Below are 17929 nucleotides of genomic sequence, written 5' to 3'. Positions count from 1 at the left end.
AAAATATTTAATATTAATTATAATTATATAATATGTTAATGTCAATAAAAGAATACAGTAAAAAATAATAATATAAAATATTTTATTATTGATTTAAAAATATTTTTTCTATATAATGTTAATATAAGGTATGCAGATGTGGCGGAATTGGCAGACGCACTAGACTTAGGATCTAGCGCCATTGGCGTGGGGGTTCGACTCCCTTCATCTGCACCATATTAAATCTTAAAATAATTGTATATGCGGAAGTGACTCAACGGTAGAGTGTCACCTTGCCAAGGTGAAAGTTGCGGGTTCGAATCCCGTCTTCCGCTCCAAAAATAGACTTTAATTTTAATATTAAAGTCTATTTTTTTATTAAAAGTTATTATCTGAATATAAAGTTAAACTTTAGCTAATATTAATACTATTGAAAAGACGTTCCAATTCTAGCTCCTTAAGCATAGCATAGGAGTAGAGTTTACCACCCATGAGGTTTTTTATTACTTCTTTTTTAGAATATCCTTCTTTAAATAACTTAAGCTTTTTTATTAATCTTTTTAAAGAAGAGTTAGACATTCCTAAAATAGTATAAAGTTCTTTAGCTGTATAGTAGTCTTTTGGCAAGAGATTAAAAAGTTTATCTTGCATTTCTAGTTTATATTTCAAATCAGTTTCTATACAGTTATGAGGTCCATTTTTCCCTCTATGGTGGTAGTTACAGAGATATTTATAGTTGAGTTTAATATCGTAACCACCTTCATGTTTATGAACTATATGATGAATATCCGCTGTTGATCCACAAATTTCACAGTGGTGCAAAGTCATGCCTCCTTTTTCTATCTTTAATAATATTATAAAATAAATTTATTTTTATTTCAAATATGTATATCTATATTGTCAGAAAATTAAATTTAGAAAGTGTTTTAATTTACTTTGTTATATTCTTTAAAAGTACTTGAAAAGATGGTATAACATACTATATAATGTACGTATAGTATATTATATATGTATAATATATTATACTATGTAGGTGAAAGAAAGGTGATACAGTGAGACATAATTATGATTCATTTGATTACTGGGAAGAATTAATTAACGAAAATAAAACTATAAGAGGTCATATGTTTATGGATAAATTACCCAATGAAAAGAGTATATATATCCATACATTAGTTTTTTGTAAGAATAATGGACTTAGTAATATATGGGCATATTTTCCTAATGAAAAGATGCTATTAGGTTATATCCAATACTCATTTTTGCAAGAGGCATTTTATAAATGGATATATGGAAAAGAGAGAATGGTAATTAATGTTCCGAATATCCCAGTGGACAGAATAATCTCAGATGGAGAAAAAAATAAAAAAATATCAAGAGAAGAAGCAGATAATATGCGAAGACATGTGAAAATGATAAAGGAATGTTGGGTTTTATCCAAGGATAAATTAATTAGAGCTCTTCAAAGATTTGCAAGAGATTTTAATAGAACTTGGTATGGAGACAATAAGGAGTTTTTATACTTAAAGATATTTAATACTCCAAAAGACTTAGGGGAATTTGTTGTAAACTCAAGTTATATGACAACAAATGATAGTGAGTTTAAGGAGCGAACAGGTATAAGTATTTCTGAATGGAAAAACATATGTGAAAAAGCTGACAAAAGTAAAAGTGATGGAGAAAAGTTTAAAGATATTCTATTAAAATCACTTACAGAAATAATTTAAGACTAAAATTTATTATTGACAGTATTATTTAGAAATTATATAATTATTATTGTCAATAATATATGCGGGTGTAGCTCAATGGTAGAGCCCTTGCCTTCCAAGCAAGTTACGTGAGTTCGATTCTCATCACCCGCTCCATATGCGTTATTAGCTCAGTTGGTAGAGCACCTGACTCTTAATCAGGGTGTCCCGGGTTCGATCCCCTGATAACGCACCAAAGAGATTACTATGTAATCTCTTTTTTATGTTTAAATCAACTATATTTTGCGTATAACTTTAATTGTTTGTAGAAATATATAATCGTAATATATTGTGAGGGAAAATATAACTGTTGACAATATAAATTTAAGCTGATACTATGATAATGCAAAATTTAAAAGTCTTATCAAGAGTGGTGGAGGGACTGGCCCTTTGAAGCCCAGCAACCAAGGATTTTAATTAATTCTTAAGGTGCTAAATCCTGCAGGATATCCTGATAGATAAGAGGCGAATTATAACTTTTTATATGTGTAATCAAAGCTTCTGTATTCTTGCAGAAGCTTTTTTAAATTTAAACTAAAAATACATACAAATTATTTAATATCAAAAAGGAGAGAAAAGAATTTTGAATAACAAAGGTAATGGGCTGGCTTTACTTCCATTGGGAGTATTTCTATTAGTTTATTTAGGAACATCAATAATTGCAAAAGATTTTTATGCTGTATCTATACTAATCCCTTTCCTAGCAGCAGCTTTAACAGCATTAATCATGAATAAAAAAGTAAAGTTTGATGAGAAAGTAGATATATTTTGTAGAGGTGCAGGAAATACCAATATTTTACTTATGGTAATTATATTTATATTAGCAGGAGCTTTTGCAAAAGTAGCAAAGGATATGGGAGCAGTAGATTCTACTGTTAATTTAGGACTTTCTTTATTGCCAAGTAGTCTTTTAATTCCAGGAATATTTATTATAGGATGTTTCATATCATTATCTATAGGAACATCAATGGGAACTATTGTTGCGCTAGTACCAATAGCTGTTGGAATAGCAGATAAAACTGGAATAGCAACAGCTTTAGCTACAGGAGCGGTGGTTAGTGGAGCGATGTTCGGAGATAACCTTTCTATAATATCAGATACAACTATAGCTGCTACTAGAACACAAGGTTGTGAGATGAAAGATAAATTTAAAATGAACTTTATTATAGTACTTCCAGCTGCAATCATAACTGCAGTAATACTTATGTTGCTAACTAAGAGTGCAACAGTTGTAAATTTAGAGGCCCTAGAATTTAATTTGTTTAAAATCTTACCATATATAATTGTAATAGTAACATCATTAATTGGAGTAAATGTAATTATAGTATTATTACTTGGTATTTTATCCTCAGGAATAATAGGATTTATTCTTGGAAGTTTTAATCTTATAGGATTATTTAACTCTATATCCTCAGGAATATTAGGTATGAGTGAACTAATAATAATTTCAATTCTTATAGCAGGAACAATAGAACTTATTAATTTTAATGGTGGAATAGATTTTATTATTAATAAAGGATTAAAAAACTTCAAAACTAAGAGGGGAGCCGAATACGGTATTGCAACATTAGTTAGTTTAGTTGATATTTGTACAGCTAATAATACTGTTGCAATTGTGACTGTAGGACCTATAGCGAAAGATATTTCAAATGAATTTGATTTAGAACCCAAAAGAGTTGCAGGCATAATGGATATGTTTGCATGCGTGTTTCAAGGAGTGATACCATATGGTGCACAATTAATTTCAGCAGCAGGACTTGCCGCTTTATCACCATTTGCAATAATGAAATTTTTATTTTATCCTTATCTTATGGGGATATGTGCTATAATATCTATATACATACATTGGAGAAATAAATAAGGCTATTGTAAAATTAAAATATAAACCAGAAAAAGAAAAGTATGGCTAAATAAAAAAGCCATACTTTTCTTTTAGTGAAAGAGTGAAGATTTTATTTTAAATGCAATCTTCACTCTTTCACTTTTCACTCCCATAACTCAATTGTTTGAGTTATTTCCTAAACTGTAAATTGTTAATCGTTAATTGTCAATTGTAACAAACATATGCTTTGAGAAGAAATTCCTTCACCATTTCCAGTAAATCCAAGGCCTTCTTCAGTAGTTGCCTTGACATTTATTTGGTTTAAATTAATATTTAGTGCATTTGCTATGTTTTCTCTCATTTGTTGAATGAAAGGAGCCATTTTAGGTTTTTGAGCAATAATAGTTGCGTCTATATTGTTAATAGAATATCCATTAACAGAAAGTAGTTTCCCTACCTCTTCTAATAGCTTTATACTTGATATTCCTTTAAACCTTGAATCTGTATCGGGAAAATGTTTTCCAATATCACCAAGAGCTGAGGCACCAAGTAATGAGTCCATAATTGCATGAAGTAGAACATCTGCATCTGAATGACCTAGTAACCCCTTTTCATAAGGAATATTAACACCACCTATTATTAAATCCCTTCCTTCAACTAAACGATGTACATCGTATCCTAATCCTATCCTCACTTTATCACCTCTAAAATAATTATAGAGTTATTTTACCATAAATATTAAAAATAGATATGGTTTAATTAATAATATAAATATATGAGATGATATATATTTTTTATAACTATTTTTCAATATTATATGAATTTTTTATTATATCTATAGTACTTTTTAAAAGGATAAATATTAGAATTAATTTTTCTCTTTCTATTTTTAAATATTTTATTAAACAAATGCTTTAATTTAACTTTGAGTTTATAAATAAAATGGATAGTTCTAGAAGAAAGTTTTCGACGCTTAAAAACAAAATCGACATAAATTATTTTCCTATTCATAAGTTACTCCTAAAATATTAATGGATATAAGAGACACAATTATATTAAAAGTATAGTCTTTATGTTATAATATATGATGAATTATTATAAATGTTTATTGGGAGATGAGAAATATGGGAGAAAAAATCAGAAGGCTTATAGGCGTTGTTTTAATTATAGTTGGACTAGCATTAATTGCATCAATTGCTTACAAAAAAATTGAAACATCTAAAAGGCAAAAAGAACTTCAAAATATTTTAGAAGAAGTCATAAATGAAGAACCAAAGAGCAAGGAAGAGGGTACAGAAGAAAAATCTATTAATGGATACAAACCAATTGCTTTAATTGAAATTCCTAGTATAAATCTATCTCAAGGACTAGTAGAAGGTATAACTGATGATATTCTACAATATTATTTGGGTCATTTTGCAGATTCGGCAGGACCGGGTGAAAAAGGCAATTTTGCAGTTGCAGGCCATAGAGTATCTGATTATTCAGAAGCCTTTGTAAACTTATATAAGGTAGAAAAGGGAGACAAAATACTAGTTAAAGCTAATAAGAAAGAATATATATATGAAATTACGGATAACTTCATAGTTGATCCAAGCAATGTAGAAGTGCTTGATAATACCAGTGAAGCTACTATTACATTAGTAACCTGTACTGTTGGAGCAAAAGAAAGGGTTATAGTAAAAGGTAATCTTATAGAAACTAAGGATTTATAAAACGGAGGATAATAATGAGCGATTTTCAAAGTGATAAATATAAATTTTCGACTAAATCTCCATCAAGTGTAGCTTTAGAAGAAGTAATAGAGAAAAGAGCAGAAGAAATAGAAAAATTAAGTGAGGATCTTTTAAATTATAAGATACTTATAAAAGATTTAATACATGAAAAGGTATCGTACACTATAAGAAATAAAATTTTGAATATAGCTTATTTTATAATAGAAGATGTAGAATTATTTGAATATCTAAATACAACTAGAAAGTTCCCAATTAATAGAATTCTTAAAAGAACACCAATAGAAAAGGAATTTCTTCAAACTTGGAAAGAATATATTATAACTTATGTTGTTATATTGTCTAATCCTAACTATAAATATATCCAGGAATATATACAAATAGTAGAGGCTATTAATATCCTTGGTGTAGATGAAATATCTCAAATTATGAAAGAAACTGAACATAGAGGAATTATAATTAGTAAGAACTTTAGAAGTGCTATAATATTAACATCTAAAGGTGAGTTTATAAAAGTTAAAGCTGGAAAAGATAATAATATAGGAGAGGATTTTGTTAGTGTAGAAGCTGTTACTATAAAAAAGTACAAATTACAGCTTTCAATACTACTTAGTTTATTTGTATTAGTAATTATTATAGGTGCGTTTAAATATAAATCAATTGATAAAACTATAGTTATAGAAACTACATCAGAAATCACATTAGAGGTAAATAGATTTGATAGAATAGTAGATGCTTACAGTAAAACTGAAAAAGGAAATAATATGTTACTTGAACTAAATGTTAATAATGCCAATATAGATGATTCAGTAAAGAATATATTAAATTATGCTATTAATAATGAAATGATTCCAGAATCAGGAGTAATAGTTACTGTAACAGGAACACCATTAAGCTATGATGCTTTAAAAGATACAGAAAGTTTTATTAAAGAGAAAGAAATTCAAGTTAGGTTAAATAATTCAGGGGATGAACATAAGGTAAGCCCTTAAAATTTATAAAGGTGAGAATAATGAAGCAAAAGAATAATGAAGATAAATATGTAATAATACACAGTGATAGAGGAGCTGAAATAAGACTAAATAAGTTTATAAGCGAAACAGGATTTTGTTCAAGAAGAGAAGCTGATAAACTAATAGAAGCTGGGAGAGTAACTGTAGATGGTATAAATGCAGTTATGGGAACCAAAGTTAAAGAAACGGCAGATGTAAAGGTAGATGGAAAACCTATAAAGAAAGTAGATGAATTAGTATATATTGCTTTAAATAAACCGGTAGGTATTACATGTACTACTGAAAAAAAGGTAAAAGGAAATATAGTAGATTTTATAAATCATAAAAAAAGAATTTTCCCAATTGGAAGATTAGATAAAGATTCACAGGGACTAATACTTTTGACAAATGATGGAGATATAGTTAATAAGATATTAAGAGCTGGAAATAATCATGAAAAGGAATATATAGTTACTGTAAATAAACCAATTGATGATAATTTTATAAAATCTATGTCAAGTGGAGTTAGAATATTAGGGACAGTAACTAAAAAATGTATTGTTATAAAAGAAAATAAGAACACATTTAGAATAATATTAACGCAGGGAATGAATAGGCAAATAAGGAGAATGTGTGAAGCTTTAGGATATAATGTAGTTAAACTAAATAGAATAAGAATAATGAACATAAATTTAGAAACATTAAAAATTGGAGAGTGGAGAAACTTAACTTCAGATGAGCTTAAGGGACTAAATAATTTAATAAGTACATCAGGAAAAACAAAAGAATTTGATAAGTAGGGAGATATTAGTTGCTATGCTTAGAACCAGTAGGTGAAGCAAGCAATTAGTATCTCCCTATTAAAATATGATAAAAAATCAAAAAAGTTATCCACAGGGAACAAAGTGGCTTTGTAAAAGGACTTGTCAACTTTTTTATGAACAAAAAATAGTAAATTATAATAAAAATTCGTATGTTACACACATAATCCACATGTCCATGTGGATAACTTGTGTAAATTATGTTGAAAGTATTGTTAATAATTATTAACAGTATTGTAGATAATATAATATAAAAATAATTTGAAAAAAACTGAAAATTATATATATTTATAGAAATAGGAGATATACATATGAATAAGGTTTATAAAATATTAATAACTGTTCTAGTAGTATTAGAAATTGTCCACATTTGTCCACAGGCACTGTTAATAAATTTAAGTAGAGATGCTGTCGAAAATCCGAAACTTGTGGATAAAATAATAAAGAAAAATTTAAAATTTGTAAATATTGATGTCGATATTCCTCAAATAGTAGGATTAATTAATGAAAATGGTGAAAAAGTTATCAACAATGAAATAAGTGATTGGACTGATAGCTGGATAAACGAGGTTAAAGAAACCAGTGAGGATTTAACTCCAACAATTCCATATGAATTGAATGCAAAATATACATTAACTAATAATGAAGCTATATTAAGTTTTTATATAGATTACTATCAATTTAGTGGTGGCGCACATGGAATTACAACTAGAAAATCTTATAACATAGATATTAAATCAGGAAAGAAAATTGAATTGAAAGACTTATTTAAAGTTGGATATAATTATAAAAAAATATAAATGAATTAATACAAAAAGAGATAAACAAACATCCTGATTATTATTTTACTGGAAAAGAAGGATTTAATGGAATTAAAGATAATCAAAGTTTTTATATTAAAAATAATAAGATAATAATATATTTTCCTTATTATGAGATAGCTCCTTATGTAGCAGGAATGCCAGAATTTGAAATACCTTATGATATGCAAGAATTTAAAGAGAAAATTGGATAAAAAAACAGCTTGTACCAAGTACAAACTGTTTTTTATAGAATTTAAATTTAATTAAGCAACTTTTTCAACTTCTTCTTTTTCATGTGAAGAATTAATATTATTATCTTTTCTACTTTTTATAACATCTAATATTACTTTAGCTATTTGAATAATTAGTGTTGGTATAAAAGCAAATAAATATATATAACCAATTTGTGAACCAGTTAAATTGGATACTTCAAATAATTTTTGAAGAAATGGTACAAATAATACTAAGTTTAATAATAGTACACCTACACCAAATGCCATCCAACTAAATCTATTTGAAAATAAGCCTATTGAGAATATTGATTTATCGCCTCTACAATTAAATCCATGGAATAATCTAGCTAAACAAAGTGTTGAGAAAGCCATTGTAGATGCTACAGCCTCATTAGTTTTTAGACCCATATAAAATGCGAATAAAGTAAATACAGCAATTATTAAACCTTCAATAGCAATTTCAGATATAAAGTCTTTTGACAATATAGATGAATTTCTTGATCTAGGTTTATCCTTTAATAAATCTTTCTTAGACTTTTCCATACCTATTGCAATTGCAGGTAAACTATCAGTTAATAAGTTTATAAATAGTAAATGTACTGCATGGAATGGCATTGGTAAAGCCATTAATGAAGTATATAATACTGATAATATACCGGAAGTATTACCTGATAATAAGAATTTAATAGAGTTCTTTATATTCTTATAAATATTTCTACCATTAGCTACAGACTTAACTATTGTAGCAAAATTATCATCTGTTAATATTACTGAAGCAGCATCTTTTGAGACTTCTGTTCCTGTAATACCCATTGCAATTCCTATATCAGCTTGTTTAAGTGCAGGAGCATCATTAACTCCATCACCAGTCATAGCAACTATTTCATCTTTTTCTTGCCATGCTCTAACTATTCTTATCTTATGTTCAGGAGAAACTCTAGCATAAACGGCGATATTTTCTATGTTACTCTTTAATTCATCATCTGACATTTTATCTAGTTCTATTCCTTCAATAGCTCTATCTCCATCTCTTAAAATACCTATTTGCTTTGCAATGGCAGATGCAGTTATTTTGTGATCACCTGTAATCATAACTGGCTTTATTCCAGCTGTTATACAGTCTTTAACAGCTTCAGCAGATTCTTCTCTAGGAGGATCTATCATTGAAATAAGACCTATAAAGGTATAATTATTTTCATCTTCTAATGATAAGAATTCAGGATTTGCAAATTCTTTATAAGCAAAAGCTAAAACTCTTAATCCACTTTGCGATAATTGTTTATTTGCATTTATTATATTTTGTTTATCTTCATATGTTATTTCTCGTACACCAGTAGAAGTTTTGATTTTTACAATTCTATCTAGTAATACATCAAAAGCACCTTTAGTGAACATTAAGTTTTTATTATCAAACTTATGAAGAGTACTCATAAGTTTTCTATCAGAATCAAATGGTAATTCACCTAATCTACCATATGATTTTCTTAAATTCAGTTCATCTAAAGATAATTTATGTCCTAAATTAACTAAAGCAACTTCTGTTGGATCACCTATTTCAACTCCGTTTTTAGATGTAGAGTCATTACATAAAATTGAACTACTAATTAAATAATTTCCTAACTCATCATTTAAGTCTACTTCTTCACCATCAATTAATTTATTATCAAAATAAACTTTTTTTACAGTCATTTTATTTTGGGTTAATGTACCAGTTTTATCAGAACAAATAACTGATACTGAACCTAAGCCTTCAACAGCTCTAAGTTTTTTTACAATAGCATTTTCTTTAGCCATCTTTTGAGTTCCTAAGGCTAGTACAATTGTAACTATTGAGCTTAATGCTTCAGGAATAGCAGCAACAGCTAAAGCAACAGCAAACATAAGTGAATCTAAAATAGATACTCCCCTATATAAACTTAATGCAAATACAATAGCACAAACAACTAAAATTCCTATAGCTAATTTTTTACTGAAATCATCTAAACTAACTTGTAGTGGTGTTTGCTTTTCTTGAGTTTCTTCCATTAAATGGGCAATTTTACCTATTTCAGTATTCATTCCTGTGCCAGTAATAACAACTAAGGCTCTACCATAAGTAACTAAAGAACCTGAGAAAACCATATTTTTTTGATCACCTAAGGCGATTTCTTCTTCTTTAATTTCATCAATAAATTTATTAACACTTTCAGATTCACCAGTTAATGAACTTTCATTTACTTGAAGGGAGAAGTTTTCAACTATTCTACCATCAGCGGCAACCATATCACCAGCTTCTAAAATTAATATATCTCCAGGTACAATTTCTTTAGATTGAATTTCAATCTTCTTTCCATTTCTATAAACTTTAGCAGATGGAGCAGATAATGCTTTTAAACTATCTAATGATTGTTCTGCTTTAAAATGTTGAACAGTGCCTAAAATTGCGTTAAGAATAATAACAGCAAAAATAACTAATGTACTTTCAACATTTCCAGTTGCCATAGAAATTATAGCTGCAATAATTAGTATTATTACAAGTAAATCCTTAAATTGACTTAGAAAGACTTGCATAACAGTTTGTTTTTTCTTTTCAGTTAATTGATTATAACCGTATTTGTCCAAATTTTCTTTTACTTGATTTTCACTTAAACCACTTTTAGAGACATTAAATTGCTTTAATACATCTTCATATGATTTTGAAAAAAATCTTTCCATAATAACTCCTCCAAACTATTTAATAGTAGTATTTTGTGTTTTAATTTTAAAAATTAACCTAGAAATATATGAGCCTACAAACAAAAAGAGACTCTTAATACAATTTTCACTGTGTTAAAAATTGTATTAAAAGTCTCGTAACCAAGATGGTATATAACACCAGACCAAAAGGCCGCGAATGTTGATGTTATATTTTTTACTACTCCCTCTTAATGGAAATATTATATTATAAAATAATTATAAAATTTTTATTTAAAAATGTCAATATATAAATTTTTTTAAATAAAAATTAAAAAATGAAAAAGAGAACATTTATATGTTCTCTTTTATTAAAAATATTAATTTATAATAGATAATAGAATTTATTTTTCTATGCCATAAACTTCAATTTCGTAAAGTCTTACAGCAGAGTCTGAACCTTGGGTTGGTTTTGTTACATTTATTCTTACATATTTAGCTTTAGTTACCTTGAAGGTATCTACAGTATTGGCTTTATTATTTTTCTTGACTAAGATGACTTCGGTAAAGTTCTTACCATCTTCGCTAACTTCTATAGTGTAGTCTGAAGTATTCATATCAGGGCTTTCTTTACCTGCTTCAGCATGTGCTATCCTAACTTCACTTACAGTCATTACACTGCCAAGATCAACTGTTATATTATGTGGTGGAGTACCAACAGCACACCATTTAGTATCTAGCTTCCCATCAAAAGCAAAAGGTGGTGCCTCATTAGGATTTACATAACTGGAAGCTTCAGGAGTCTTAGCTAAAGAAAGATTTTTAAAGTTATCTTTAGCATCATTAGAAACAGTTATTAGTCCATCCATTACTTTAACATCTTCACCGGATTGACTCTTAGCTGTTAATGTAACTGTATAAGTACCTTCTTTATCATATTTAACTTTTGGTGACATTTCAGTACTTGATTCAGTAGTAGCACCATCAAATTTCCACTCAACAGATTCAGTTACCTTAGAGCTTAAGTTTTCAAATTGAATTTCTTCACCTGGAGCCACTAATGTCTTTGAAGCTTTAAAATTAGCTTTTGGAATACTATTATCAGGCCATTCCATTTTTACTGTGTTTGATTTTCCAACAGACATATTTTTATTTATAGCAATAACTTCAAAGGTAGTAGTATTAGATTTTTCATCTCTTGGAAGAGCATTTATAAAATACTTATTATTTGGTGTGGCACCTAAAAATGTTCTAGTATTATCACTATTTATTTTATATATTTCATAATTATTAATATTTTCCTTATTAGAGGCATCAAATGATAGTTTAACGCCTGCGTACATATTATCTTCTTCAAAGCTTACATTATCTACATTAACGTTCTTAACATCTACAGGTTTAATCTTTTTTGAGCCAGTAATTTGAATATTACCTAAGTTAAGACTTAAGTTAGATATAGAATCTTTATTCGAAATCTTATAAGATATGGATTTTATAGCTTTTCCATTAAATTTAGATATATCATACTCTACAGTAGTCCATTTATTTCCTACTTTAGATTTACCTTGAATTTCCTCATTATCTCCATCATAGAATTCTAGTATTAAATCAAGTGAAACTTCAGAATTTGATTGTGCTGTAGTTGTAAATTTACTTCCTTTTTCTAAAGTTAAATCAGTGCTAAATAATTTTATTACTGAAGCTTCATTTGAATTTAGATTACCAGCTAGTTTTATTGAATTACCTCCATAATATGCATTTGCATAATCTATTGAAGCTTTAATATTATTTGATCCCTGGTTATCAATTATCCATCTATAAGTTGGCATTATATCTGCAAGACTTCGATTATTCCAATCTAGTTTAGATACTTTTTCTCCATTAATAAAGAAGTTGTATCCGTTACCTAAATTAAAGTTAGTATTAAAAGGTAATGAAGTAATAGCTGTCTTTTCTATAGAATATGTCGATATTCCTTTAAATTCAGTTCCTGTAACCTTGGTTTCTTTTGATGGATTTCCAAATTCATTTACCCATAATCTATTTTCCTTAGAATGGAATTCATCTATATTTCCAGCTGAATAATATGTCCAACTTGGGCAATATAGTCCCAGTGATGTATATGGAATTTTGTTTTCATCCTCGAATAAATCCCAACGTATAGGAGTAGAAGTACCATTTGCTTGAAGATCAATTCCAGCATACAGATCATAAGGATTAATTTTAATTTGTTTTGCTTTTTCATTAGAAGCCTTTAAAAGTTGTTTTTCTGCAAGTTTCTTATTTGTCCACCAGAAGTTTAAGAACATACTGTCTGCAACCTTTTCTTTATCACTGTCAATTAAGAAGTAATCATTTTTATCAGTTAAAGCATTTTGCCAATCCATTTTTCCGTCTTTTGTCAATGAATCGTACCACATTACTTGTAATTCATCTTTAGCCTTTTCCTTAAAGACTTTAATAAATTCTTGCATAAGTTCAGCGTGCTTTTGATTCACTTTAGAAGATTCTTTAGATATATCCTCATTGTCACCTTCAGCTAATCCTGTTTCTTCGTTTATAAACCAACCATCGAATCCTATTGTCTTACAAACTTCTATAAGCTTATCAGCCATAGGAAAGTTTCCGTTACTGTCTTTTTGTAAAAACTCATCTAACCATTGAACTTTTCCACCATGCTGTACCATTGGGAAGAATATAGTTCCAAGAACAGGAACACCATTTTTGTGTGCAGAATCTATTACATCAGCACCTGGAGGAACTATTATTCCTTCTCCCGATGATCCACCCCAATAAACAAGTTTATCTATATATTGCCAATAAGAAAAGGTATTAGAAGCAAACTTATTTGAACCTTGAGATGGGTTACCACTTGTACTAGAATTCATTATTGACAAAGCAACAACATTAAAGTCTTTATTTTGAGTTGAATTAACAGCTTCTAATCTATCTTTTGAAGCTCTTTTTGAAAGCGGAATAGAACTCTTATTAAATTGAATATTTTCATCCGTATCTGGATCCCATTCTAGAAGTTGATTTGGGAACCAGTAAGGTGATGTTGGCATATTCATCATCTTTAATTCAGCAGCCTCACCTGCTTCATCAGTAATAGAATATTTAATGTTAGTATTTCTACTAGCTGAAGAAGAACTTGAACAAGAAATTAATCCGATTGTTAATGAACAAGCAAGAGTAAGAGTTATTACTGTTTTTGATTTTTTAGAAAACATTTTTTATCCCCCTTATATAGTAATTAGACAATATTTGTAAACGTTATTTTGAGTTTAGCATATAGAAATTTTAAAAATAAGTGTATTATTTATAGAATCATTGGAGAAATCTTATATAAAAAAATTATACTTTCAAAATAATAGTGGTTAAGTGAAAAAAATTGTTTTGAAATAAATACACAGGATTTTATTCGTGTTAGATAATGTAGATACACAAAACAAAATAACTAGCATAAGATGTAATATAGTATTTACATGGAGTTGAAGTTATTGATATACGGGCTAATATTAGCAGGGGGAAAAGGTACAAGACTTTATCCTTTATCGAGATCAAGTAAGCCTAAACAATTTTTAAAAGTTATAAATAACAAAAGTTTTCTACAAAATACAGTAGATAGAGTTTCTCCTTTAATTAAGAAGGATAATATTTATGTGGTTACTAACAAAGATTATGAGGACAAGATAAAAGGTGAATTACACAATATAAATCCAAATAATATTTTTACAGAACCACAAAACAAAGAAACCCCGTATTAGACGACATTGGTCGTCTAATAATTAAAAATTTAAAATTAAAAATTGAAAATGGAGGAATAAACTAGGCAAAGCCTAGTTTGGAAAAATATATTTTAAGAAATTCTGAAAGAATTTCATCATTAATTTTACATTTTTAATTTGGCATTTTAAATTTAGATAAACATTTGGCATTTTAAATTCTAAATTGATGAAGTGGATAGATTAGTTTACAAAATTAAATAATAACATTACATAAGGACTACCTAGTTAATAGGTAGTTTTTTCTATATAATAAAATTATAAGTATGATGGGAGGAGAATTTATGGAGAATGAAGCATATCAAAGGTTATTAAAAAAAGTAAGGGATAAGAATGTAGTTCTATGGGTAGGAGCAGGGTTTTCGAAAGTAGCAGGATTTCCATTAGGAAATGGAACTATTGAGTTAATAAAGAAGCAATGCACTAAACAAGAATTAAAGAGGTTAGAAGGGATTAATTCATTACCTGATTTTGCAGAAAAGTTTGTTAAGTTAAGACGTGAAAGAACTGACCTGATAAATATATTAGAAGATATATTTAGGGTTGAAATAACAGAGAGTATGGTTAAATATCATAAGAAGTTAACCAATATACCACAAATAGATACAATAATTACTACAAATTATGATGAGTTATTAGAAGTAGGTTATGGTAAATCTAATGTAAGAATAATAAGAAAAGATACAGATATATCAAGCATAAGAAATGATAAGATTAAGATATATAAGATTCATTCTGATTTTGATAATAGGGATGATATAGTTATAACAAGAACAGATTATACTAATTTTTTTAGAGATAAAATTTATAGTATAATGTGGAGTCATATTAAAACAATATTATCACAGAAAACAGTGTTGTTTATAGGTTATGACTTAGGTGACCAGAATGTAGATTCGTTGGTATTTGATATAATAGATAATTTGGGTGATTTCACCAATGAAAATTTTGTAATAGCACCATCCTTACCTTCAGAGGAAATAGATGATTTAAAAAATAAGAAAGTGTCATATATTGATATGACAGGAGAACAATTTATTAATAAATTAGAAAAAGATATTAAAAATACATTATGTGAAGATGTAGAATCAGGAAAAATTGATTATAAACTTGTATCAGATATTTTAAAGAGAGAAGGTGTAGGAACAAAATTTGTTATAGACAATAGAGGAATATCCTTAGCATCAGTATCAGAATGCGATAAAGAAATTGAAGCAAAAATAAATGTGAAATTTCAAAATATAGACGTAGAGAATGAAGAAGAAAGAAACAAATTCGTAGAAATTATAAATGAATTAAATAAGAGATTAGAGGGAAAATCATTTGAATCTCTTGAGATATCAGGAAAGTATGTTGATATGATTGATAATTCATTTAATGGAATAAAGATTTTACCTATAAATAATGAAAATAATGAATGTTCAACACTATATATTTCACCAAATCCAGATGAAGTAGAAAAATTTAATATGTTTCTTGGAGAAGATGATAATATGGAAGAGGCTACATTAAAAAGATTTAAATCGAAGTATTTAATAAGGACAGTTATATCGTGTAGCATCTTTAAATTATCATATGAAATAAATTTAAAAGATATTGGAAATGGAAAGTTTTTATTAGATGAGGTTGGAAGAACTAAAATAAATATAAAATATGCAGAAACACTTTTGGAAAATAATAGGAAGTTTAAATTTCTAAATAGATGGATGAATGGAGAAAATATAAAATTATTTAATAAGAAAGATTATTCTATGAAATTTGAATTGCCATATAATGAAGAAAATTATAGTGAATTAAGTAAAGTAATAAAGAGGGATGAATATATATTTTCAACATTGGTAATGATTCAGAAGAAATTTGGAGTTACATTTGGAGAGGTAGGTAATATAACATATGATGATTTACATAATATGAAATTTTTAAGGAACTATTGTGAAAATGGAGATAAGATAAAGTGTGAACAAGTAAAAGTTAACTATGATTTTATAAAAGATATGGCACTAGATGAAATAAATTTTGATATTAATGAAACGGAAGAGATTATAAATTTATTTGGAGAAGAAATTAATTTGGGAGTCCCTATATTGAAAGGGAAAAATATTTATATTGAAGGTATTAATAAGGTTACTAATAATGGTTGTCAATATAATGTTGCTACAATCAAAAGTAATACAAAAGATTTAAGTATAACATATAAATAAGATATAAAACTTTTATTAAAATAACAAACATTAAAAATAATAAATCATGTTTGTTATTTTTTATTTTGATAAAGTAATATAGATGGGTACATTATTTTTCTGCTTTTTTATAAATAATAGAATGAATTAAATTGCCTTGAATAAGTATACTTATAATTTATAATAATTTTATTTTGTAGAGTAAAAAGCAATTTTAGAATCAATTTCCTTATAGAAGTAACACTTACAAGAATATATGCAGCAGAGGCCCTGTTATATACTTGAATCAATTTTATAGGCTATAGAACCAGCATAGAAGGGGGAGAAACCATTTAACTGGTGTTAGTTAAGTATAATGGATAAAATAGAGTATGAATGTAATATAATAAATTTATTTTAAGAATTATAGAATAAAGAAGACTTATGAATTGAAGGATTATTTCAGTTCATAAGTCTTCTCTTACTATAATGAGATGGGATTAGTATTTTTATAATCTTCTAAAATGCATGTCACAAATTCGGTAAGATTTTTTCTTTCTAATCTACTTTTAATGAAACAGTAGTCTTTTAAATCTTGGTTTATTTTAATATTAATATTTGAATAATCAGTACAAGTTTTATTACTAGTTTCCTTTATTTTATTAGAATTATTGACGCAGTTATTACAAGTAGATTTAAATCCAGATCCTAAACCATGAAAGTGGAAATCGGATGAAATTATATTGAATGATAAGGTATCTAAACTTGGCTCTAAGCAAGGATACCAATTCTTACATTTGCTACAATACCTTTCTATAAGATGATTTTCAATATTGTATCTGAAACATTTGATAGCCCTATTAAAATATTTTGGCTTTTCAAATTCTACATCATCTATATTAATTTTAGAATCACTTTTATCAAAATGTATATAATTATTTATTGTTTTCATAACAATCACTCCTTTGTTGTTTTATTGAAAGCATTATAAGTAACATTGGTGTTAATATCAAATTTTGATTATTACTTTTTTATAAAATAACAAAATAACATTGTTACAAAAGAAAAGTGGCTGTATAAAACCAATTTATAGTTTTGATACAGCCATAGTAATTTAGAATTTAGAATGCAAAATTTAAAATTAAGGATGTAATTCTATAAGAATTACTAGAGAATATATTACATTAGAAACTCTTGTAGAG

The 17929-nt window shown here is 27.5% G+C and carries 14 protein-coding genes, 4 tRNA genes, 1 riboswitch and 1 other annotated feature (1 of these 20 cut by a window edge); of the genes, 13 read left to right on the top strand and 5 right to left on the bottom strand.

What is annotated here, in order from left to right; genetic code table 11:
- Window positions 1-3, bottom strand: a binding site (T-box leader) (it extends 210 nt beyond the left edge of the window).
- A gap of 129 nt (window positions 4-132) precedes the next feature.
- Together A500_RS01255 and A500_RS01250 are read left to right on the top strand one after the other, a co-directional pair.
- Window positions 133-216 (top strand) — tRNA-Leu (locus A500_RS01255).
- 26 nt (window positions 217-242) lie between these two features.
- Window positions 243-317: transfer RNA gene (locus A500_RS01250), tRNA-Gly, on the top strand.
- A 73-nt stretch (window positions 318-390) separates the two neighbouring features.
- Here the strand turns inward: A500_RS01250 and A500_RS01245 are convergent.
- A complete protein-coding gene (locus A500_RS01245; protein ID WP_016205784.1) occupies window positions 391-801 on the bottom strand; it encodes an HNH endonuclease signature motif containing protein in 411 nt (136 codons plus the stop codon).
- A 230-nt stretch (window positions 802-1031) separates the two neighbouring features.
- Between A500_RS01245 and A500_RS01240 the strand changes: the two genes are divergently transcribed.
- The 4 genes from A500_RS01240 (at window position 1032) to A500_RS01225 (ending at window position 3588) form a co-directional block, all read left to right on the top strand.
- Window positions 1032-1706 (top strand): hypothetical protein, encoded by a 675-nt coding sequence (locus A500_RS01240; protein ID WP_016205783.1) that lies wholly within the window; start codon window positions 1032-1034, stop codon window positions 1704-1706.
- Between the two features lie 64 nt (window positions 1707-1770).
- Window positions 1771-1844 (top strand) — tRNA-Gly (locus A500_RS01235).
- Between the two features lie 3 nt (window positions 1845-1847).
- Window positions 1848-1923, top strand: a tRNA-Lys gene (locus A500_RS01230).
- 162 nt (window positions 1924-2085) lie between these two features.
- Window positions 2086-2192, top strand: a riboswitch (SAM riboswitch).
- 118 nt (window positions 2193-2310) lie between these two features.
- Window positions 2311-3588, top strand: coding sequence for a Na+/H+ antiporter NhaC family protein (locus A500_RS01225; protein ID WP_016205782.1), 1278 nt, complete (start codon window positions 2311-2313; stop codon window positions 3586-3588).
- Between the two features lie 172 nt (window positions 3589-3760).
- Here A500_RS01225 and ispF read toward each other — a convergent pair whose 3' ends face one another.
- A complete protein-coding gene (ispF, locus tag A500_RS01220; protein ID WP_016205781.1) occupies window positions 3761-4243 on the bottom strand; it encodes a 2-C-methyl-D-erythritol 2,4-cyclodiphosphate synthase in 483 nt (160 codons plus the stop codon).
- A 430-nt stretch (window positions 4244-4673) separates the two neighbouring features.
- Here ispF and A500_RS01215 point away from each other — a divergent pair, with 430 nt between their 5' ends.
- The 5 genes from A500_RS01215 to A500_RS22010 all read left to right on the top strand — a co-directional run bounded on the left by A500_RS01215 (window position 4674) and on the right by A500_RS22010 (window position 8110).
- Window positions 4674-5264 (top strand): class D sortase, encoded by a 591-nt coding sequence (locus tag A500_RS01215; protein ID WP_016205780.1) that lies wholly within the window; start codon window positions 4674-4676, stop codon window positions 5262-5264.
- Between the two features lie 14 nt (window positions 5265-5278).
- The gene (locus A500_RS01210) at window positions 5279-6274 is read left to right on the top strand and encodes an anti-sigma factor domain-containing protein (protein WP_016205779.1); all 996 of its coding nucleotides are present in this window, start codon (window positions 5279-5281) and stop codon (window positions 6272-6274) included.
- A gap of 20 nt (window positions 6275-6294) precedes the next feature.
- A complete protein-coding gene (gene rluF / locus A500_RS01205; RefSeq protein ID WP_016205778.1) occupies window positions 6295-7074 on the top strand; it encodes a 23S rRNA pseudouridine(2604) synthase RluF in 780 nt (259 codons plus the stop codon).
- A 332-nt stretch (window positions 7075-7406) separates the two neighbouring features.
- A complete protein-coding gene (locus tag A500_RS01200; RefSeq protein WP_016205777.1) occupies window positions 7407-7895 on the top strand; it encodes a DUF4163 domain-containing protein in 489 nt (162 codons plus the stop codon).
- Complete coding sequence (locus tag A500_RS22010; RefSeq protein ID WP_083935654.1) at window positions 7892-8110, top strand: RsiV family protein; 219 nt, start codon at window positions 7892-7894, stop codon at window positions 8108-8110. Before A500_RS01200 ends, A500_RS22010 begins: the two co-directional genes overlap by 4 nt.
- A gap of 51 nt (window positions 8111-8161) precedes the next feature.
- On the opposite strand, the gene A500_RS01195 is transcribed toward A500_RS22010, so the two are convergent.
- Both A500_RS01195 and A500_RS01190 read right to left on the bottom strand, forming a co-directional pair.
- A complete protein-coding gene (locus tag A500_RS01195; protein WP_016205776.1) occupies window positions 8162-10825 on the bottom strand; it encodes a cation-translocating P-type ATPase in 2664 nt (887 codons plus the stop codon).
- A 362-nt stretch (window positions 10826-11187) separates the two neighbouring features.
- On the bottom strand, window positions 11188-14013 hold the full coding sequence (locus A500_RS01190; protein WP_016205775.1) for an endo-beta-N-acetylglucosaminidase: 2826 nt from the start codon (window positions 14011-14013) through the stop codon (window positions 11188-11190).
- Window positions 14014-14283: 270 nt separating this feature from the next.
- Here A500_RS01190 and A500_RS01185 point away from each other — a divergent pair, with 270 nt between their 5' ends.
- Window positions 14284-14550 carry a sugar phosphate nucleotidyltransferase gene (locus A500_RS01185; protein WP_016205774.1) on the top strand — a complete coding sequence of 89 codons (267 nt, stop codon included), beginning with the start codon at window positions 14284-14286 and terminating at the stop codon, window positions 14548-14550.
- A gap of 302 nt (window positions 14551-14852) precedes the next feature.
- Window positions 14853-16769 carry an SIR2 family NAD-dependent protein deacylase gene (locus A500_RS01180; protein ID WP_016205773.1) on the top strand — a complete coding sequence of 639 codons (1917 nt, stop codon included), beginning with the start codon at window positions 14853-14855 and terminating at the stop codon, window positions 16767-16769.
- Between the two features lie 442 nt (window positions 16770-17211).
- Here A500_RS01180 and A500_RS01175 read toward each other — a convergent pair whose 3' ends face one another.
- Window positions 17212-17679 (bottom strand): hypothetical protein, encoded by a 468-nt coding sequence (locus tag A500_RS01175; RefSeq protein ID WP_016205772.1) that lies wholly within the window; start codon window positions 17677-17679, stop codon window positions 17212-17214.
- Window positions 17680-17929: the final 250 nt, after the last annotated feature.

Origin of the sequence: Clostridium sartagoforme AAU1 (assembly GCF_000401215.1) — a bacterium.
Classification (GTDB): Bacteria; Bacillota; Clostridia; order Clostridiales; family Clostridiaceae; genus Clostridium; species Clostridium sartagoforme.
Note: the sequence above shows the minus strand (reverse complement) of the source record. Positions and strands in the feature narration are given on the sequence as shown.

Bases quoted from the DNA above. Each gene is read 5' to 3' on its own strand.
- A500_RS01215 (WP_016205780.1), top strand. From the start codon at position 4,674: ATGGGAGAAAAAATCAGAAGGCTTATAGGCGTTGTTTTAATTATAGTT.
- A500_RS01180 (WP_016205773.1), top strand. From the start codon at position 14,853: ATGGAGAATGAAGCATATCAAAGGTTATTAAAAAAAGTAAGGGATAAG.
- A500_RS01190 (WP_016205775.1), bottom strand. From the start codon at position 14,013: ATGTTTTCTAAAAAATCAAAAACAGTAATAACTCTTACTCTTGCTTGT.
- A500_RS01200 (WP_016205777.1), top strand. From the start codon at position 7,407: ATGAATAAGGTTTATAAAATATTAATAACTGTTCTAGTAGTATTAGAA.
- A500_RS01175 (WP_016205772.1), bottom strand. From the start codon at position 17,679: ATGAAAACAATAAATAATTATATACATTTTGATAAAAGTGATTCTAAA.
- A500_RS01210 (WP_016205779.1), top strand. From the start codon at position 5,279: ATGAGCGATTTTCAAAGTGATAAATATAAATTTTCGACTAAATCTCCA.
- rluF (WP_016205778.1), top strand. From the start codon at position 6,295: ATGAAGCAAAAGAATAATGAAGATAAATATGTAATAATACACAGTGAT.
- A500_RS01195 (WP_016205776.1), bottom strand. From the start codon at position 10,825: ATGGAAAGATTTTTTTCAAAATCATATGAAGATGTATTAAAGCAATTT.